This window comes from Mesorhizobium sp. RCC_202, assembly GCF_041355295.1.
In the GTDB taxonomy this organism is placed as follows: Bacteria; Pseudomonadota; Alphaproteobacteria; order Rhizobiales; family Rhizobiaceae; genus Mesorhizobium.
In genome coordinates this window covers 446,283-464,709 of sequence record NZ_JBFUPO010000003.1, presented here as the reverse complement: position 1 = coordinate 464,709, position 18,427 = coordinate 446,283, and the positions used below count along the sequence as shown (strand labels likewise).

Annotated in this window: 23 protein-coding genes; 8 read left to right on the top strand and 15 right to left on the bottom strand. The window is 62.8% G+C overall.

Going from position 1 to position 18,427, the window contains the following annotated elements; all coding sequences use genetic code 11:
- The first annotated feature begins 201 nt into the window (after window positions 1–201).
- On the top strand, window positions 202–1,260 hold the full coding sequence (locus tag AB6802_RS09725) for an aminopeptidase (protein WP_371009855.1): 1,059 nt from the start codon (window positions 202–204) through the stop codon (window positions 1,258–1,260).
- Between the two features lie 313 nt (window positions 1,261–1,573).
- Here AB6802_RS09725 and AB6802_RS09720 read toward each other — a convergent pair whose 3' ends face one another.
- The 5 genes from AB6802_RS09720 to AB6802_RS09700 form a co-directional block, all read right to left on the bottom strand.
- On the bottom strand, window positions 1,574–2,557 hold the full coding sequence (locus AB6802_RS09720; RefSeq protein ID WP_371009854.1) for a substrate-binding domain-containing protein: 984 nt from the start codon (window positions 2,555–2,557) through the stop codon (window positions 1,574–1,576).
- A gap of 72 nt (window positions 2,558–2,629) precedes the next feature.
- Complete coding sequence (locus tag AB6802_RS09715) at window positions 2,630–3,685, bottom strand: ABC transporter permease (protein WP_371009853.1); 1,056 nt, start codon at window positions 3,683–3,685, stop codon at window positions 2,630–2,632.
- Window positions 3,685–5,199, bottom strand: coding sequence for a sugar ABC transporter ATP-binding protein (locus tag AB6802_RS09710; RefSeq protein WP_371009852.1), 1,515 nt, complete (start codon window positions 5,197–5,199; stop codon window positions 3,685–3,687). The genes AB6802_RS09715 and AB6802_RS09710 overlap by 1 nt, the downstream gene beginning before the upstream one ends.
- Entirely contained in the window at window positions 5,196–6,194 is a 999-nt protein-coding gene (locus AB6802_RS09705) for a LacI family DNA-binding transcriptional regulator (RefSeq protein ID WP_371009851.1), read from the bottom strand. Before AB6802_RS09705 ends, AB6802_RS09710 begins: the two co-directional genes overlap by 4 nt.
- 162 nt (window positions 6,195–6,356) lie before the next feature.
- Entirely contained in the window at window positions 6,357–7,583 is a 1,227-nt protein-coding gene (locus tag AB6802_RS09700) for an anion transporter (RefSeq protein WP_371009850.1), read from the bottom strand.
- Between the two features lie 566 nt (window positions 7,584–8,149).
- On the opposite strand from AB6802_RS09700, the gene AB6802_RS09695 reads away from it, so the two are divergent.
- On the top strand, window positions 8,150–10,012 hold the full coding sequence (locus AB6802_RS09695) for a CHASE3 domain-containing protein (RefSeq protein WP_371009849.1): 1,863 nt from the start codon (window positions 8,150–8,152) through the stop codon (window positions 10,010–10,012).
- Window positions 10,013–10,097: 85 nt separating this feature from the next.
- Here AB6802_RS09695 and AB6802_RS09690 read toward each other — a convergent pair whose 3' ends face one another.
- A complete protein-coding gene (locus tag AB6802_RS09690) occupies window positions 10,098–10,262 on the bottom strand; it encodes a DUF3309 family protein (protein ID WP_082048942.1) in 165 nt (54 codons plus the stop codon).
- A gap of 395 nt (window positions 10,263–10,657) precedes the next feature.
- On the opposite strand from AB6802_RS09690, the gene AB6802_RS09685 reads away from it, so the two are divergent.
- The 4 genes from AB6802_RS09685 (at window position 10,658) to AB6802_RS09670 (ending at window position 12,773) form a co-directional block, all read left to right on the top strand.
- Window positions 10,658–10,825, top strand: coding sequence for a Thivi_2564 family membrane protein (locus AB6802_RS09685; RefSeq protein ID WP_371009848.1), 168 nt, complete (start codon window positions 10,658–10,660; stop codon window positions 10,823–10,825).
- 47 nt (window positions 10,826–10,872) lie between these two features.
- Window positions 10,873–11,169: a hypothetical protein gene (locus tag AB6802_RS09680; protein WP_371009847.1), complete on the top strand. Its 297-nt coding sequence runs from the start codon at window positions 10,873–10,875 to the stop codon at window positions 11,167–11,169.
- A gap of 69 nt (window positions 11,170–11,238) precedes the next feature.
- Window positions 11,239–11,682 (top strand): GFA family protein, encoded by a 444-nt coding sequence (locus AB6802_RS09675; RefSeq protein WP_371009846.1) that lies wholly within the window; start codon window positions 11,239–11,241, stop codon window positions 11,680–11,682.
- A 581-nt stretch (window positions 11,683–12,263) separates the two neighbouring features.
- On the top strand, window positions 12,264–12,773 hold the full coding sequence (locus AB6802_RS09670; protein WP_371009845.1) for a hypothetical protein: 510 nt from the start codon (window positions 12,264–12,266) through the stop codon (window positions 12,771–12,773).
- A 38-nt stretch (window positions 12,774–12,811) separates the two neighbouring features.
- On the opposite strand, the gene AB6802_RS09665 is transcribed toward AB6802_RS09670, so the two are convergent.
- Window positions 12,812–13,039, bottom strand: a complete 228-nt coding sequence (locus tag AB6802_RS09665; RefSeq protein ID WP_371009844.1) for a hypothetical protein — start codon at window positions 13,037–13,039, stop codon at window positions 12,812–12,814.
- Window positions 13,040–13,267: 228 nt separating this feature from the next.
- On the opposite strand from AB6802_RS09665, the gene AB6802_RS09660 reads away from it, so the two are divergent.
- Entirely contained in the window at window positions 13,268–13,444 is a 177-nt protein-coding gene (locus AB6802_RS09660; protein ID WP_371009843.1) for a hypothetical protein, read from the top strand.
- A gap of 111 nt (window positions 13,445–13,555) precedes the next feature.
- Here the strand turns inward: AB6802_RS09660 and msrA are convergent, their stop codons facing one another.
- Window positions 13,556–14,077: a peptide-methionine (S)-S-oxide reductase MsrA gene (msrA, locus tag AB6802_RS09655; RefSeq protein ID WP_371009842.1), complete on the bottom strand. Its 522-nt coding sequence runs from the start codon at window positions 14,075–14,077 to the stop codon at window positions 13,556–13,558.
- Window positions 14,078–14,271: 194 nt separating this feature from the next.
- Here msrA and AB6802_RS09650 point away from each other — a divergent pair, with 194 nt between their 5' ends.
- Complete coding sequence (locus AB6802_RS09650; RefSeq protein WP_371009841.1) at window positions 14,272–15,018, top strand: glycosyltransferase family 25 protein; 747 nt, start codon at window positions 14,272–14,274, stop codon at window positions 15,016–15,018.
- An 11-nt stretch (window positions 15,019–15,029) separates the two neighbouring features.
- Here the strand turns inward: AB6802_RS09650 and AB6802_RS09645 are convergent, their stop codons facing one another.
- From AB6802_RS09645 to AB6802_RS09615, 7 genes are all read right to left on the bottom strand, one after another.
- Window positions 15,030–15,350 (bottom strand): hypothetical protein, encoded by a 321-nt coding sequence (locus tag AB6802_RS09645; protein WP_371009840.1) that lies wholly within the window; start codon window positions 15,348–15,350, stop codon window positions 15,030–15,032.
- Complete coding sequence (locus tag AB6802_RS09640; RefSeq protein WP_371009839.1) at window positions 15,350–15,544, bottom strand: hypothetical protein; 195 nt, start codon at window positions 15,542–15,544, stop codon at window positions 15,350–15,352. The genes AB6802_RS09645 and AB6802_RS09640 overlap by 1 nt, the downstream gene beginning before the upstream one ends.
- Complete coding sequence (locus tag AB6802_RS09635; protein WP_371009838.1) at window positions 15,529–15,768, bottom strand: ABC transporter permease; 240 nt, start codon at window positions 15,766–15,768, stop codon at window positions 15,529–15,531. Before AB6802_RS09635 ends, AB6802_RS09640 begins: the two co-directional genes overlap by 16 nt.
- Before the next feature lie 109 nt (window positions 15,769–15,877).
- Complete coding sequence (locus AB6802_RS09630; protein WP_371009837.1) at window positions 15,878–16,081, bottom strand: hypothetical protein; 204 nt, start codon at window positions 16,079–16,081, stop codon at window positions 15,878–15,880.
- The gene (locus tag AB6802_RS09625) at window positions 16,078–16,848 is read right to left on the bottom strand and encodes a glycoside hydrolase family 108 protein (protein ID WP_371009836.1); all 771 of its coding nucleotides are present in this window, start codon (window positions 16,846–16,848) and stop codon (window positions 16,078–16,080) included. The genes AB6802_RS09630 and AB6802_RS09625 overlap by 4 nt, the downstream gene beginning before the upstream one ends.
- A 326-nt stretch (window positions 16,849–17,174) precedes the next feature.
- Complete coding sequence (locus AB6802_RS09620; RefSeq protein WP_371009835.1) at window positions 17,175–17,975, bottom strand: hypothetical protein; 801 nt, start codon at window positions 17,973–17,975, stop codon at window positions 17,175–17,177.
- Window positions 17,975–18,415, bottom strand: a complete 441-nt coding sequence (locus tag AB6802_RS09615) for a hypothetical protein (protein WP_371009834.1) — start codon at window positions 18,413–18,415, stop codon at window positions 17,975–17,977. Before AB6802_RS09615 ends, AB6802_RS09620 begins: the two co-directional genes overlap by 1 nt.
- Window positions 18,416–18,427: the final 12 nt, after the last annotated feature.

The window sequence follows — 18,427 nt, the reverse complement described above, 5'->3', positions numbered from 1 at the left end:
GTGATGCTCAAGAGGTTGAACGTCTTCGATAACATCATCGATCTATAGGGGCTTCGCGTGTTGCAATAGCCGCATTGCCAATCTTGCTAAAGCCCGAGCTGCTGCCCCCTCCAGCTCTTGACGAAAATTCGCGCGCCTGTTTGAGACACGGGAGCAAACGGGCATTTGCTCCACGGGAGACGATCAAGCGGTGGCCAAGCTGTGAAGCGCGTTTTTCGATGGCTCGCCGCCTTCCTCCTGGCGTCCACCCTCACCGGCTGCACCGGCGTTTCCTATTACGCGCAGTCTGTCGCCGGCCATGTCGAGATCATGGCCGCACGGAAGAATGTTGCGGGCCTCATCCAAAATCCTTCAACGCCGGCACCGTTGCGCGCCAAGCTGACGAAGGCCAGCGCCATACGTCGCTTTGCCACGGACGAACTGGCGGAGCCCGATAACTCGAGCTACCGCTCTTATGTCGACATCGGCCGGGACAATGTGACCTATGCGGTTTTTGCCGCGCCGCAATTTTCGCTCGCGCCGGTGACGTGGTGCTTTCCGGTGTTCGGCTGCGTTCCTTACAAGGGCTACTTTTCCGCGAAATCGGCGGTGGAAAGTGCGGCCGACCTGAAGCGAAAGGGGCTCGACGTCTACATCTCGGGCGTCACCGCCTATTCGACGCTGGGCTGGTTCAGCGACCCGCTGCTCTCGACCATGCTGCGCCAGGACGATTCCTATATCGCCAGCCTCATCTTTCATGAGCTGGCGCATCAGAAAATCTATGTGAACAACGATTCGGCGTTCAACGAGGCTTTCGCGGTCTCGGTCGAAACCACCGGCACAAGGAAATGGCTGCGCGCCACGGGCAACAGCGCCGGGCTGCGGCGCTACGAAACGAACCGCCGGCGCAGCGCCGATTTCCTGCGGCTGATTGCTGAGACGCGGGTCGAGTTGGCGCAGGTCTACGGCAGCCCCCGTGCCCCGAAGCAGATGGCGGCGGCCAAGGCAGCCGCGATCGACAGGCTGCGGGTGCGCTACCGGCAGATGCGCGACACGCACTGGGGCGGATACCGGGGCTATGACGCCTGGTTCGCCGCGCCCATCAACAACGCAAAGCTTGCCGCGACGTCGGTCTATGGCGAACAAGTTCCGGCGTTTCTTCGGCTGTTCGATTTGTGCGGCGACGACTATCCGAGATTCTACGCCGCCGTACGGCGGATCGGGAATTTGCCGCAGACTTCGCGCGTGGAGGCGCTGAAGACCGTGGCGGCGTGTCATTGAGGTTGATGAGCGAGGTGGGCGGGTTGGGCGATAGGTCCAGGCCGTGGCGGTCCTGCCCCTGTGAGGCAGGATAATCGCATCTGGCAGCGCTGTCCCTCACCCAGCCTCCGCTTCGCTCGGCTGACCTCTCCCCAAGGGGCGAGGAGATTGCCAGCGCTGCCGCCGATCTCTTCTCCCCCTCGGGGAGAAGGTGGCCGCGAAGCGGCCGGATGAGGGGGCCGGCGCCGCCATCTGCGATTGGCCTCGGCCCATAAGCAAAAAAGGCCCCCTTTCGGGGGCCTTTTCGTAACATCTCCAATTGTAGAGCCCTGCCCTACTTCCCCGCCAGCGCCTTGGCGTTCTCGGCCGTGATCGCGGTGGTGTCCACCGTCACCGTCGCGTCCACCGAGGTCGCGCAGTCGAGCAGGATCTTCTTCGACATGTCGATCGCTTCCTTGGCGCCGGTCGGGTAGGTGAAGGTCGCCGCCCAGTCGCCCTTGGCCACCGCCTCGATGCCGCCGGCAGGTCCGGGCAGGCCGTCGGTGCCGATGATCTTGACGTCCTTGCCGGCGCCTTTGGCGGCAAGCAGCGCGCCGGCCGCCATCATGTCGTTGGAAGCGTAGAGCACCTTGATGTCGGGGTGCGCCTGCAGCATGGCGGCAAAGGCGGTCTGGGCTTTATCCGGAACCCAGTCGGCGGCCTGCTCGGCGACGATCTGGATCTTTGCATTGCCTTTCACGCCTTCCTTGAAGCCGTTCAGGCGCTCCACAGCCGGCGTCGAGCTCGGCAGGCCTTCCAGCACCGCCGCCTCGCCGCCATCGGGCAAGAGCTTCGTGGCCGTGAACTTGCCGGCTTCCTCGGCGATCTTGAAATTGTCGCCGCCGATGAAGGCGGTGTAGTCCTTGCCGGGGTCGCCGACGGTCTTGCGGTCGAGCTCGATCACCGGGATGCCGGCATCCATGGCGCGCTTCACGGCCGGCGTCAGCGGTGCGGCCTCGAAGGGCGAGATCAACAAGATGTCGACCTTCTGGGTGATGAAATTGTCGACCTGCGAGGTCTGCGTGTTGACGTTGCCGGCGCCGTCGGCGATCTGCAGCGTGAAGCCCGGCACTTCCTTGGCCGCCGCCGTCAGCTCGTCATTGACGTGCTGGCGATAGGGCTCGGCGTTGTTGGCCTGCGAAAAGCCGATGACGAACTGGCCGTCCTTCGAGCAGGCCTTTACCAGCGGGTCGGCGGCATAGGCGCTGCCCGCGATGCAAAGGCCCGCCCCTGCCAGAAGCGCGGCCTTCAGCACGCGCGATCCTGTTGTCGTTCTCATATCCATTCTCCTCCTCGTCCGGCGGGGATGCCGGACCTTTGGTTACAGTCTCTTCCCGGTGCCGCCGGCCTCCTATCGTCCCAAACCCTCGCGGCGGCGTACGAGGGATTGAAGCACTGCCGCCAAGACGATGATCGCGGCGGTCGCGAGCAGCTGCGTGGCGGGCGTGATGTTGTTGAGCTGAAGGATGTTGGCCAAGGCGCCGAGCATGATGGTGCCGGCCACCGTGCCGACCATCGAGCCGGCGCCGCCGAACAGGCTGGTGCCGCCGATGACGACTGCGGCAATCGCCGTCAGCTCATAGCCCATGCCGTCATTGGCGCTGCCGAAATTGAACTGGCCGGCGTGCACGATGCCGGCGAGCGCCGAGGCAAAGCCGGTGATGGCATAGACCGCTATTTTCACCATCGAGACGGGCACGCCTGAAATGCGCGCGGCGCGCTCGTTGCCGCCGACGGCATAGACGTAGCGGCCGAAGCGCGTGGTGTTGAGCACCAGGGTGGCGATGGCCGCGAAGATGATGAAGACGATGGTCGCCACCGGCACGGTGTTGTCGAACAGCCGCTCGCCCAGCACCGCGAACACCGGCGGCGCCAGGCCTGGCCCGTCGCCATAGGAGATGTTGATGTACTGGTTGCCGGAGACGATCAGCGCCAGGCCCCGAGCGGCCTGCAGGCCGGCGAGCGTCACGATGAAGGGCTCCAGCCGGAAGCGCGTCGAGATCGTGCCCTGGACAATGCCGAAGACGATGCCCATGACGAGCACGGCCAGAATCGTCGGGATCAGGCCGAAGCCGCCGGAAATCATCATCGATGCGGTGACGACACTGGAGAGGCCGAGCACCGCGCCGACCGACAGGTCGATGCCGGCGGTGATGATGACGAAGGTCATGCCGATGGCGATGATGCCGGTCTCGGACACGGCGCGCACGATGTTGGCGATGTTGTCGGGGTTGAGGAACAGGATCTCGCCGTGGCGCCTGGGCGAGAAGATGATGCCGCCGATCGCCACCAGCACCAGGCCGATCAGGCTCTGGAAGCGCACGACCAGCGACAGCGGGTCGACGCGACGCTTAGGCGCCGACGGCATCGCCGGATTGGCCGCCACCTCAATCTTCTGATCCGACATCAGGCCTCCTTGCCATTGGCCGCGGCAAGCACCGTGTGCTCGTCGACGCCGCCCAAAAATTCCGCCACATTGCGCCCCTGGCGCAGCACCACGATGCGGTCGCAAAGCCCGATCAGCTCCGGCATCTCGCTGGAAGCGACCAGTATGCCCAGCCCCTGGGCGGCGAGCGCCCGCAGCCTTGCGTAAATCTCGCCCTTGGCGCCGACATCGACGCCGCGCGTCGGCTCGTCGAGCAGCAGCAAACGCGGGTTGCCGAGGATCTCCTTGGCCAGCACCACCTTCTGCTGGTTGCCGCCCGACAGCGAGCCGACCGAAATCTCCGGGTTCTTCGGGCGGATGTCGAACTGGCCGAAGGATTGTTTGATCGCTTCGGCCTGGCGGCGCGGCGACATCAGGCCAGCCGGCGAGATGCGGCGGATCACCGACATCACCAGGTTGAGGCCGACCGCCATCCTGAGCATCAGGCCGCTGCCGCGCCGGTCGTCGGTGACGAAGGCGATGCCGGCCTTGCGCGCCGCGTGGATGGAGTGGAGCTTCACCGGCTTGCCGTCGACCGCCACCTCGCCCTGCCAGCGGCCGGCTAGGCCGGTGCCGTAGAGCGCGGACAAAAGCTCGGTGCGCCCTGCCCCCATGATGCCGGCAAGGCCAACGATTTCGCCTTGCCTGACCTCGAGCGAAACATCGTCCGGCGGCTGCCAGCCGGCGCTCTGGTTGGCCAGCTTGAAGCTGGCATGCTTGAGGCTGAGCAGCGTCTTGCCGGCGCTTTTTGCCCGCGCGGGATAAAGCTCGTCCAGCGGACGCCCGACCAGCAGCCGCACCAGCTCGGCCTGCGGCGCATGCGGCTCGGTGACGCCGGCGACGCGGCCGTCGCGCATCACCGTCACGCGGTCGGCGATCTCGGGCACTTCCTCCAGCCGGTGCGAGATGTAGACGATGCCGACGCCGGTGGCGGCGAGCTTGCGCATGATGTCGAACAGGCGCTCGACCTCGCCGACAGTGAGTGCTGCCGTCGGCTCGTCCATGATCAGCACGCGCGAGGCATAGGACAGCGCCTTGACGATCGCCACCACCTGGCGCTGGCCGATGGAGAGATCAGCGACAAGGCGCGCGGGGTCGATGGCAAGCTCGATCGCCTCAAGCCGCTTCTTCGCCTCGCGGCGCATCGCCGGCACGTCGAGCATGCCGCCGCGCATCAGCTCGCGGCCGAGGAAGAGGTTCGCCGCGACGTCGAGCGACGGCACGAGGTCGAGTTCCTGGAAAATGGTGGCGATGCCGGCTGCCTGGGCTTCGCGCGGATTGTTGAAGGTGACCTTATTGCCGTCGATGCGGATCTCGCCCTCATCCGGCGTGTGGACGCCCGAAAGGAGGTTCATCAGCGTCGACTTGCCGGCGCCGTTCTCGCCGAGCAGCGCGTGGATCTCCCCGGCCTTCAAGTCGAAGTCGACGCCGCGCAGCGCCTGGGCCCCGCCGAAGCTTTTGACCGCGCCGGTCATGGACAACAGCGGCGCGCTCATCTTGGCCTCGCGCAGGACTGGCGGGCCTGCAATGTCGCCTGCAGCCGCACGGCGCGCGGCGGGGCGTCGCTGGAAGCGATGCGGGCGCTGAGCAGCGCGGCGGCTTGCCTGCCGATGTCGGTGCAGGGCTGCTCGACCAGCGTCAGGCGCGGCTCGAAACAATCGGCCCATTCGAAATCGTCGAAGCCGACCAGCGACAGATCGCGGGGGATCGAAAGGCCCCTCTCGCGGACGGCGCGAACTGCTCCGATGGTGGTCATGTTGTTGCCGGTGACCAAAGCGGTGGGCGGCGTAGGCAGCGACAGGATCGCATGCGTCGATGCCGTGGCGCTCGCCGTGTCGACATTTTCAGGCGAGACATAGTGCTCGTCGCACTCAAGTCCATTGGCGGCGAGCGAAGCCTGGAACGCCTCGATGCGCTCGCGCGTGGTGGCCAGCCCCGGCTGTCCGGCAATGTAGCCGATGCGTCTATGGCCGAACGAGGCGACATGGTCGATCAGCGCCCGCATCGCGGTGTCGTTCTCGACGCCGATCTGGTCGAAGCGGTCGTCGGCGAAGCGGTCGATCAGAACGCAAGGCAGTTTCTTGTCGGCAAGATAGTCGATGGCACGCTGCGGCGAGCCGGACGGCGCCAGGATGACGCCGTCGACGCGCCGCTGATGGAAGGCGCGCACCACTTGCAGCTCGCGGTCGGGGTCCTCCTGCGTGTCGGAGAGAAAGACCATCAGGCCGAGCCGCGCGCACTCGGCCTCGACCGCGCAGATGATGTCGGTGAAATAGGGATTGGAAATCGCCGAGATGGCGAGGCCGACGCTGTTGGTCGAGGCCACTTTGAGCGAGCGCGCCAATTCGTTGGGCTGGTAGCCCATGGCTGCGATGGCGTCATTGATCAGCTGCGCCTTCTCCGGCGAGACGAAGCGCGTGCGGTTGACGACATGCGATACGGTCGAAATCGAGACGCCGGCGCGGCGCGCGACCTCAGCCATGGTCGGCATGGCGATACAAGCGCAGTGCTGGCAAGCGCTCCTCCCTAAGATTGCGTTTCCCATCCGCTCTGTGGCGGATTTTCACGAAACCATAGAGTCATCGAAACGTTTGCGCAATCGCTTCGATGACTAGGCGCAGAAGATTTTACCGAGGGTGAGAAAACTTGGAAATCAGGCGGTGAAAGCGAGCCAGGCGGTGCCGGCGGCAAGCGTCAGCAAGGTGAGCGGCACGCCGATCTTGAAGAAGGCGGAGAAGGAAAGTTCCTTGCCGGCAGCCTTGGCCTGCTCGGCGACGATAAGGTTGGCGACGGAACCCAGCAGCGTGAAATTGCCGGCCAGCGTCGAGCTCATCGCCACCACCAGCCAGGCACGCTCGGGGTTTTCGAGCCCTGGGATAAAGGGCGTGAGAGCCAGCACCGCCGGCACGTTGCTCATGATGTTGGACAGCACCGCGGTGAAGCCGGACAGACGCCAGACATCGTCGAGGCCGATGGTCTTTGCCGAGGCGATCATGTCCGGGGTGAGCAGCGTGCGTTCGGCGCCTGCGACCACGACGAACAGCCCGGCGAACATGAACAAGAGCGGCCCGTCGATCTCGCGGTAGATGCGCTGCGGCTTGATCGCGCGGGTGACGAGCAGAAGCGCTCCGGCAATCAACGCCGCCTTAGCGACCGGCACGCCGGCGAAGAAGGCGATTGCCAGCGCGATGCAGACAACGATGGCCTTGAGCACCTGCCCGGGCAACATGCGGCCGCGATAGACTTCCGGGCTGAGCTCGGCGTTGCGTGAGAATTCGGCGCGGTAGACAATGCGGATGATAACCACGACGGCGGCAAGGCCGAACAGCGCCACCGGCGCCAGGGCCAGCGCGAAGGCCGGATAGGAAATGCCCGACAGCGCGCCGATCACCATGTTCTGCGGGTTGCCGGTGATGGTGGCGACGCTGCCGCAGTTGGAAGCCGTGCAGGTGGCGATAAGATATGGCACCGGATTGCGGTTGATGACGCGGGTGACGTGGACGACGATCGGCGCCATCACCAGGCAGATCGCGTCATTGACCAGAAAGGCCGAGAGCACGCCGGTAAGCAGCGTCACCATCACCAGAAGCATGAACGGCGCATGCGCGTGCTCGATGGCGTAGCCGCCAAGCGCGCGGAATGCGCCCGAGACTTTCAGATGCGCGACCACGATCATCATGCCGAGCAAGAGCGTGATGGTGTCGAAATTGATCGCCTTGTAGGCATCCTCGATGCCGATCGCGCCGATCGCGATCATGGCGGCGCCCCCCAGCAGCGCGATACCGGCGCGGTCAAGCCTGAGGCCGGGGATGCGGCCGACCGCAACGCCGGCATAGGTCAGCACGAGGATGAGAAGCGCGCCCGCGCCTGTCCATGTCATTTAGGAGAAATCCCCGCTGGCTGCCGTGCCCGGCCAAGACTGCCGATGCTTCGCCGCATCACATTTAACGAGGGCGGCGAAAAGGGGAAGCGCCCGGCGGCCGAAACTTTTTTCGCGCCGCTTTCGTCACTTCAATATTCCAAAACCCTAATGTAAAGAATGCTGAAACATATCTGACCGATAATCCCAGGCGTTGGGGACGAAACGGATGAACACGGTCGTTGAGGCGGAGCGTCGTATCCCGCAAAGAGAGACGCATCCACAGGAATGCCCCCGCTGTCGCGGGGCAAAGCAGATTTTCGTGTGCGCGCGCTGGCTGAGTTCGAACGGCCATTGCTGCCCGGAAGGCACGCACCGGCTCAGTTGTCCGGGGCAAAGCATCGCGTGCCTGGATTGCGGCGGACAAGAAACCGGCTAGCGATCGAGGACCGTCGCGGTCCAAGAGCGGCCCCGCCGTCGGCGCCTGGCGCTCGTGCCGCACCGGCGCTGGACCTGACTATTGCCTTGCGCGTTGCCGGCGCTTACCACTTGCCGAACTTCACGATCTCCTCAGGCCCGGCAAGACAATGATCGCACGACTGCGACGCGCCCTGCGCTGGCAAGCGCTACCCCTGCTTGCCGGCTTTGCCATCGTCGCCGCGATCATCGGCGCGCGCGCCATTCTTGCCGAAGCCCAGATCACCGACCGCGACGCCAGCCGCGAGGCGATCGAGGCGCAGCAATTGCTTTCGGGTCTGCTTTCGCTCGTCCAGGATGCCGAAACCGGCCAGCGCGGCTATCTGCTGACCGGTGAGAAGAGCTACCTCCAGCCCTACCAGCACGCGCTTGAAGGGATGCCGGTCTTGCTTGCGCGCGTCGACGAGATGTTGCCGGCAGGCAGCGACCGGGCGCAGCAGGTGGTGGGCATCAAGGATGCGCTGGCCCGCAAGCAGGCCGAACTGGCCGAAACGATCCGGCTTTACGACAGCGGCAACATGGCGAAGGCGCTGGATGTCGTGCGCAGCGGCCGCGGCAAGCTGGACATGGATCAGATCCGCGCCAATATCGACGCGATCCGGCGCATCGACGGCGCCAGCCTCAACGCCCGCGCCTTGCGCATGGAAGAGATCGAGGGCTGGCTGCGCGTCGGCTCATTCGCGGCGCTGCTCGGCATCTTCCTGCTCGGCATCTACACAATCCGCCAGTCCAGCCGCCGCTTCAGCGCGGTGGTCGCCGCCCAAAATGAGCTGAGCGCCAAGAATGCGGCGCTGGTCAACGAGATCGAGACGCGCGAAAAGGCTGAAGCACAACTTCGCCAGGTGCAGAAGATGGAAGCCGTCGGCCAACTCACCGGCGGCATCGCCCATGATTTCAACAACATGCTGGCCGTCATCACCAGCGCCATGAACCTGGCGCAGCGCAAGCTTTCGCGTGGTGAGTACGACGTGCAGAGTTTTGTCGAAGCAGCCGCCGACGCCGCGGCCCGCGCCGCCAACCTGACGGCAAGGCTGCTTGCCTTTTCCAGGCAGCAGCCGCTGGCGCCGCAAATCGTCGACGCCAACCGCCTGGTCACCGGCATGTCGGACCTGCTGCGCCGCACGCTCGGCCAGGCGATCGAAATCGAGACGGTACTGGCCGGCGGACTGTGGAAAACGCACGCCGATCCGAGCCAGGTCGAAAACGCGGTCATCAACCTGGCGGTCAACGCGCGCGATGCCATGGACGAGAAAGGCAAGCTGACCATCGAGACGGCTAATTGCTATCTCGACGAGGCCTATGCGGCGGACCATCCGGAGGTGAAGGCCGGACAATATGTCATGATCGCGGTGACCGACACCGGCACCGGCATGCCGCCGGACGTGATCGCAAGAGCCTTCGAGCCGTTCTTCACGACCAAGCCGCTGACCAAGGGGACCGGGCTGGGACTGAGCCAGGTGTTCGGCTTCGTCAAGCAATCCGGCGGGCACGTCAAAATCTATTCGGAGCCGGCCGAAGGCACGACGATCAAGATCTACCTTCCCCGTTTCACCGGTTCGGAAGAAGCGGTGCCGGCAAAGGCAAGCGCCCGAAGCGATGTGCCGGCGACCGAAACCATCCTGCTTGTCGAGGACGATGCCCGCGTGCGGGCGTCGACGTCCGCGATATTGCTCGAACTCGGCTACACCGTCATCGAGGCGGCCGGCAGCGAGGAGGCGCTGGGCAAGCTGGCGGAGAACGCGGCGATCGCGCTGATGCTGACCGACATCGTCATGCCGGGCTTGAATGGCCGCCAGTTGGCGGAGGAAGCGAAAAAGCGCGGGCTTTCGGCGAAGGTGGTGTTCATGACCGGATTCACCCGCAACGCGGTCGTGCACAACGGCGTGCTCGACCACGATGTGCATTTCATCGCCAAACCCTTCACGCTGGAGCAACTGGCGACGAAACTGCGGGATGTACTTGCTGTGGCTTGAGAGATATCGGCGCCGGTCCTGGGACGGATCACGCCGCTCCGGGACGGCTCAAGCCGCCCCAGAGACGCCCTACACCGCTCTTAAACTAGATCCGTCCGAGCACGACCAGGATGATGACGATCACCAGGACGAGCCCGAGACCGCCGCCGCCATAGTAGCCCGTACCGTAGAACGGTCCGCCGCCAAGGCCGCTGAAGCCGCCAAGCAAGGCAAGAATAAGAATGATGATGAGAATTGTGCCGAGGCCCATGGTTTCTTCCTCTTTCTGACTGCGCGATCCCGCGCCTAGTTTTGCCCGATGTCCCGCCTTGTTCTTGAGGAGATGAACTCACGAGCGGCTTGCGAGTTCCGCCACTAGGAGTTGATGCTTAGTCGGCGTTCGTGAAGTGGAATGAAACGATCGGCGGCCCGCGATTGGATACAGGTCTCGCGGGAGCCAAAAACATCAGCGCAACAGCGACGGCAATCGACGCGCCGATCGTGGTCGTGTGGAATATGTCTTTCCTCCCTGAATATTCGAAGGTGCTAAACAACGCGCCCGCCTGCCTTCCGTTCCACAGCCCCTCGCCGGAACCATTTGGCGAGCCTCACGTTTGAAACAGCCCGCTTCGGGCAAGCTTGAGGACAAGAGGGAGACTGCAGGCTATGGGCGCGTCAATTCTTATCGGTATCCTGATCACTTTCCTGGTGATCATCCTCGTGCTCTATCTGGTCCAGCGCCTGCCGCTCGATGCCCGTGCGAAGCAGATCGCCCAGATCATCGTCATCATCATCGGCATCATTTCGCTGCTCAAATACCTTGCGGTGTTCTAGGCGTGATCCATATTCGATACCGGGACCAATTTGGAAGCCGGTGTGGCATGAAGAACAACCTGTCGATCCTGCTTGTTACCGGCATAGCCCTGTGCAGCGCGAGCGTTGCCTATGCGCGACCGGATACGCGCGCCATGACGTGCTCGCAAACGCGCGCGCTGATCCAGAGTAACCATGCCGTCGTGCTAACCACTGGTGCGAACACCTATGACCGCTTCGTGCGGCAGTTCGGCGTCGAGTGCGACTGGCCTGAAATACCGATCTCCATCAGCGTTCCGACGCGGGATGGCGGATGCTGGGTCTATCGTTGCGGGGAGCCGGCCTCCAACCTTTTCCCCAATTGAGTGGCGTTTCTTGCGCGGCGGTGCAAGAAACGCTGCAACCTTCCACGGCAGGCAGCAGGAGGAACGGTCATGTCCAACGACACCATACGCAGCGGCAGTTGCCTGTGCGGTGGCGTGCAGTTCCAGGTGAGCGGTGAGCCGCTACGGGTCGGCCTTTGCCATTGCAAGGACTGCCGCAAGACAAGCGGATCGGTCTTCCATGCCTATGCCGTGTGGCCACGACAGGCTTTCGAAACCACCGGCATCACCGGCACCTATGGCGCCAGAAGTTTTTGCCCGACCTGCGGCGGTCGCGTTCCGTTCGTCGGCGAGGACGAGGTTGAGGTGACGATCGGCAGCCTGGACGTGGCTCCGACGGAGGGGCTGGTGCCGGGCTACGAGCTCTGGATCGGCAGACGCGAGCCCTGGTTGCAAGCCGTGCCCGAGGCACGCCAATTCGAGCATGACCGGGTGTCTGATGATTCGGTTGTCGCCGGTTTTGAAATAGATGAGCGGCAGCGAAAGTCGGCCTAAATCCGCGACCTGTGTAAGACTTAGGTCTGAGCATGAATGATCTTCGGTCGAGAAACACCATCAGCGGGCTCGGAAATCGGCGGCCATTGTCGCGCCGTGCTGCACTTTTTCTCGCTATTTCGCATTTTCAACCAGCGGTCGGTTTGCCGTCTTGCGAAGCGCCATTAGCATCCATGGCAGATACTTGAAGGCCACCTCCGGCGCGGTCTCAGTCAACACCGCGCACTGGTTTTATTTGTTTTACAAATATAAGAATGTTAGCAGACGCCCCCTGTAGCCAGGAATAATGCAAGCTTCGGGGTCTTTCATCCTTTGGTAGATTTACTTATCGAGTGAACTACCAAGCTGCGGTTGCAATACCGCAGTGAAAATTCTTTCGGTTCAAGAAATTTTTCAAATACGGCTATTTCTGGATATATCAAATACGACATCCGAATATCCGGCGTGCGGTATGACTTTGGACCTTGTACAAAAGACCATCTTTGTTTCTTTCAATTTTCGCTACATAGTGTTTTCGAATCTTGAAACCGGACGGGGCGGTTTCCATGACGTCGGCGCCTTTACGTAGCTGCAACATACACATGCGGTATCCACCTATTGACGGGTTCTGGACCTGGGACATCAAGCGTGACCGGGTCTATGGCGATGCCAATCTTTCCGCCTATTTCGGGCTGACGCTCGACGAATTCTCGCATGGGGCGCCGCTTGAGCGCTGCATGCAAAGCATCGAGCGAGACGACCGCCCACGGGTTCGGCTGGCCATCCGCAAGGCGGTAGAGCGAAGGGCGGGCTTCAGGGAAGTCTACAAGGTTCGTTCCGAAAAGATGGGCCTGCGCAAGATTCTGGCTGTCGGCCAGTGCTATGTCGACGATTGCGGCGAGGCCGCGCTCTACCCTGGCTGGTTCGTCGACCTGACGCAGGATACCGCATGCGAGGCGCAGGCCTTGCGCGAGGTCCATAACCACGTCGAACAGGCCAAGGATATTGCGCAGTCGATCGGGCACGACATGTTGTCCTATCTGCTCGACAACGTCGAGGAAGAGGTCGAGCAACGGCTTGGGGTGAGATCGGGGAGGCGCAAATCGTCCTGAAGCAGCCCTTGCCACTGTCGCGTCCAGCCCCTTGCGGATCAGCTTTTGGGCGGCAGCTTGTCGCGCCGGCCGACTTCCGCCGTGACCATGCGCGCAAATTGCGATTGGGGCGACCGGCGCTCTATAAGCTTCGCCCTTTCCAGGGCTCCATCGCCGTAAAATTCGATCAGCACGCTGGCGGCCTTGGCGGCATCGGCTCGCAGCCTGCCGAAATCGGCCTCGCCGCTTTCGCTCGAAGGTTCGCTCCTGGCAATCACGTCAAGCATGGCTTGCAACTTGTCAGGAGTGCTGCCCTCGTCTTCGTGCATGGTCCCTACCCGATTGGGCACGTAAAATATCGACAATTTTGCGCGATGTCCAACAGGTTCGTTGATCGAGCGTTAGTGCAACCGAGTACAGCTTCACCGTGAGCGAGGCCACAACCTTCATACAAGCATAGTGGCCCAAACTTACCGCGCATACATTTGGGGGCACCCATGGACCAGCCTAGCAAAATGGAAAACCTGCAGTTCGCGCAGGGGATATTGCGGGAGCTTCGCCAGAAAGCGGAAGCTGACGGCGAGAAGCTTCTGACTTATCTGATCGATATGGCATATCTCGAAGCCAGCGATCGCATCCGGGCTCACTGGATCGGCAGCCACGACCACGAAGGTCGCCGAGCCAAGGGCTGACCGCCCGGGCTACTCGCCCGGAACGCAAAAAAAGCCCGCCATGCCTTGCGGCACGGCGGGCGGGAATTCCCAGGCGATGGCGGCTATGTCAAAGACAGCCTGCCCGCTGATTTATGACGCTGCGGCCTGTTGACGGACCGGAAGCTTCCAGCCCGGTCGGGCGAAGTGGCAGGTATAGCCGTTCGGATAGCGCTCCAGATAGTCCTGGTGCTCGGGCTCGGCCTCCCAGAAGGGGCCAACCGGAGCGAGTTCGGTGACGACCTTGCCGGGCCACAATCCAGACGCATCGACGTCGGCGATCGTGTCTATCGCGACCTGCTTCTGCTCATCGTTGGCATAGAAGATCGCCGAGCGATAGCTCAGGCCGACATCGTTACCCTGGCGGTTCTTCGTCGTCGGATCGTGGATCTGGAAGAAAAATTCGAGCAGCGCGCGGAAACTGGTCTTGGTCGGATCGAACATGATCTCGATCGCCTCGGCATGGGTGCCGTGGTTGCGGTAGGTGGCGTTGGGTACGTCGCCGCCGCTGTAGCCGACCCGGGTCGAGATCACGCCGGGAAGACGGCGGATCAGATCCTGCATGCCCCAGAAGCAGCCGCCGGCAAGGACCGCGCGTTCGGTGGAAGAAGCCATGTCATACCTCCTTTGGATTGCTCCATAGATAGGAATTGTGGCCTGCTTCTTCCAGCGGCTCAAGCGTCTGGCAGAGACAAGATGGCGTTGGCTTGCCTCACGCCCGCCGGCGCCGCAGCCGGCGAAAAGCGCCTGGGCTTGCTTCCCGGCGACGCTGTGCTATCCGCTCTCCCCATCGAACACGGGTGATCTTGGTGAAATACCTGGTAATTAACCTCGACCGATCGGCCGATAGGCTGGCGCATATGACGTCGCAATTTGCCCGTATCGGCGTTGCCTTTGAGCGCGTTTCGGGGCTGGACGCGGCCACCGCCGGCGTGGCGGCAACGCCTTCGCTCAGCGCCGCGGAAGTCTGCTGCTATCTCAGCCACCGCCGGTGCTGGCAGATCATCGCCGACGGCAATGACCGATACGGCGTCGTCTTTGAAGACGACGTCGTCTTCAGCGCCGATGCGGGGCTGCTGCTCTCCGACGATCAATGGGTGCCGCGCGACGCCGACGTCGTCAAACTGGAGAGCTTCTTCATCAAAGTCCGGTTGGCGCGCAAGCATGTTGCCGTCGGCAATGGCTATTCCGTCGCGCGCCTTGTGGGTGAGCATGTCGGCGCTGCCGGCTATCTTGTGTCCAGGGTGGCCGCGCAAAAGCTCATCCGGCGCACCGGGCCTGCGCGGCACGTTGTCGACCATGTGCTGTTCAGCCCGACCCTGCTCACCTGCTCGCTCAACACCACCTATCAGCTGACACCCGCGCTGTGCGCACAGAGCCAGTTCATCGTCGGCGGCGAGGTGCTTCCGACACTGATCCAGGTCGATCCGCCGCATCGGCGCAAACGAGTGATCGACAAGATCCGCAGCGAAGCCTCGCGCGGTCTGGCGCATGTTCGCAACCGCAGCTTTTGGGGAACGGAAGAGCTCCCTGCCGTCGCGTTCAAGGCCCCGTAAGGCAGCGCGACTTATTCTTCCCGCGCCGCCTTGAAGCGTCGCACCAAAACCTCGAAGACGATATCCGAAATCCACATCGCCGAAACGCCGATCAGAAAAGCGGCGGCAAGCGTGGTGGTGTCGTCCGGCGTGGGCATCGGCAGGCCGCTCGCCTCGAGCCAGGCGACCGTGGGCAGCGTCAGATAAGCGGCGGCCAAAGCGCCGCAGATCGGCGAGGCCACCATCTCGCGCAGTTTGTAGCGATGGCGCGACAGCGCCCTCAGCACGCCGCCGGCGAGGCCGGCCGCCACAACCTGGCCCTTGATGCCGAGCAGATCGAAGATGTCGTGCATCAGCGCCTCCAGCCGCAGAGTTTTTCGCCTTTGCGATTGTGAGCGAGTAGCGCGCTTGCCTCTTCGTCCGACAGCGCATCGACCGCCTTGGCGGAGAGACGCAACGGCGAGGAGACAGCGCAGAATCCGCCCTTGGCCGTCGTGCAGCCGGCAAGCGCGGCGACGAGGGCGACGGCGATCAATCCCTTGCCCATGACTTCAGCTCCTTTTTGATCGCTTGTGCCGACAGCGCGCCGATGTCGTCGTCGACCTGATCGGCAAGCGTGCGGGCGGCAGCCTCTGCCTGCGCTTGCTTGTCGCGCTCGGCCCTGGCGCCGGCGAGCCGCTGCTGAAAACCCCAGCCGAGCGCGCCGACGATGCCCGCGCCGATCGCAAGAATGGTCGGATTGCTGAGAAACCAGGCGACAAGCGCGCTCATAGCAACGCTCCGATGAAGAGGCCCGCGACAAAGCAGGCCGCGCCGACGATGGCATAGGGCTTGGCGGCTTCCAAATAGGCGACAAGCACCGATTTGAGATTTTCCATGGTCAATGCTCCCAGCCGAACTTGCGAGCGAGGTAGTGCCACCACTCGGTGCCGGCAGCGATGGCGAGGCCAATGCCAGCTTCGATGGCGGCCTGAATGTCCGGGTCTGTTGAAAATGCGGAGGCGTCGTCGGCGCCGAACAGGCCCCGAGCGACAAGCGCGGCAGCGACATAGCGCAGCGCGATTCTGATGATGACAGCGGTCATTGGCAAAACACTCCAAGCACGTTGCAGGGAAGATGCGCGGCCCAGGCGGCGGCCGCGCCGAGCGCCAGTGCGATCAGGGCAAGGACACCGGCCGTCTTGCCCGGCGTTGGGGATTCGCTCGAAGGCGGAGACTTGGCCGCAGGCGTGGCAGGGTCGCCGGCAGGCGCTCCGGCTGTTGTCGCGCCGGCGCTGGCCGCAGGCGCCGGCGTGCCGCCGGTGGATGCCGGTGCCTGCGAAGTGGCCTCCGCAGCCGGCGCCATCGACATCAGCAGCGCCTGCTGGCGCACCGAAGCCACGCGCACGCTCCAGCCCCGGCCAAAGCTCGGCCAGGTCGACAGCCGTTGGAGGAAGGCAAGCCGGGCATCGCAGAGCGCGTCGACAACGACGCCGGCCGGCTTTGCGCGGGCCGCGGCAAGCGTCGCCGGGCCGATGCGGCCATCCTGGGCAACACCAAGCACCGCCTGAAGATATTTCGCCGCCCTGCCCGGCCCGCTGTTCACCGCGAAGTCGAAGACGGCATAGTCGATGCCGTCCGGCAGTTCGGCGCCGGCCACCGCGTCCCAGTAGAAACGGCGATAAACGGTGGCGATCTGGGCGTCGCTGATCTTGCGAAGGTCGGCTTTGGTCGCATCGGCCTTCACATAGCGGCGGAAGTTGGCGAGCGTGACACCTTCCATGGTGGCGCCACCAGGATCAGCTGGATTGTCCGACCACCGGCCTTCGGATTTCAGGACGAGCGCAAGCGCCCGCGCGAAGTTGCGGTCCATGGGGGATTCCTTTCCAACCTTGAGGGCTGGTTCTTAAGTTCTGATTTTCGAGGCTGTTGGTCTGCACCCGGGCTTGACGCCCCTGAAGCGACACCCCACTATTTGCGCTGGGGGTCGAATACTGATGTCGAAATTTCTAGAGAGGATCAGGCTAGGCGTTCGGGCCACGACGCCCGGCTTTTGGTTCGTGACCCTGCCGCTATTCATTGCCCCCTGGAGTGCTTATTTCTGGTGGCGCGGATTCGATTTAGTCGGACCGGCGCTGGGCATTGTCACGACCGCTGTGTTATTCATCCTGTTTTACAGCGAAGACGAGCCCTGAACGGTCAAACGCCATAGCGACGACGCGTAGCGGCATAGATTGCTGCCAATGATGCGTCAGATATGACTGCACCCTCGAACGCGGCCAGCATTCCAAGTTTTGTCCCATTTGGAAACGGGGTCGTTGCTGCCCCCTGAGCGCCGATCTGCGCCGTAGAATTCGCATTCGATGCTGATGGACCCGAATAGTTGGGATTAAATGTTTCCGATGTGCCGTTGCAACGCCAGATGCCGGCTGATGCGCCACCATTCTCATTTATGGAAAGAGCGACGAACTGCCATATCCCGATGCTGTAGCTGAGCGTGCTGTTGAACTGAGTTTGCGACGAACCTGGGACCATGTTGAGCTTTCCGCTGACATTGCCTCTAAAGCGTATGCCGACGTTTGCTCCGCTGTTTCCCAATGTGCCGAAAATCAGATTGCTATCGTTGAGGGACGCAAACTGAAGCCAGGCGCACATTGCGAATTGGGCACCATCCTTGTGCAGGTTGTTGACCCATGTCGGGTTGGCCTGCCCAAGTGTGAAGTAGTCAGCTCCGTCAAAATTCCAGAACTCGTTGGCGCTCAGCCTGCCTGCGTTGCCGTTGAAGGTTGGGTCAGACGCCTCCGCCGAGTTGGTTGCGCCGAGGATAAAATGGTAGTTGTTACCACTTGTATCGTTCCACGATTGACCGCTGGCATAACTTGCGGCGTCACCGGCATCGAGGATTAGCTTTGCGTTAGCCAGCAGCCCCAAATTGGTGATGACAGTCTTTAGCGGATAATTTAGAGGAGCCGTAGCTGTTAGCGCAATACCGGGCAGCATCAGACGCCGAGCCCAAGTACGGATTTCAGTTCGCTGACGGATAGGTCGAAGCTCGCGAGCATCGAGCCTACCTTGTCTTCAGCGGTAGGAGGCTCCGGCGGCGGCGGAATGTTCTCCAATTCGAAGGTCTGCTGGATGACGTCGTCGGTCTCGACGTAAGACGGTGCACCGACTGTCTGGTTGCCTTCAGGCACTTCAAACGGCACCGCGATTTTGCCGCCGGCAGCTTCCACTTCTTCAAGGGTCCAGATGCCTTGATCGTAGAAGCCGCGCAGGCTGTCACCATTCATCTGAATTTCGACTGGATAAGGGTCGCAAGGAGTTTCGACCTGTCGGCCGTCGCCGTAAACAGCGGTGTAGCTACTGACCATCTGGGTGACGATCGAGGAGCCGTGCCACTCCTGCCAAACATCATTGATCCTGCGAACAAGAATAGACATCGAGTTCTCCTT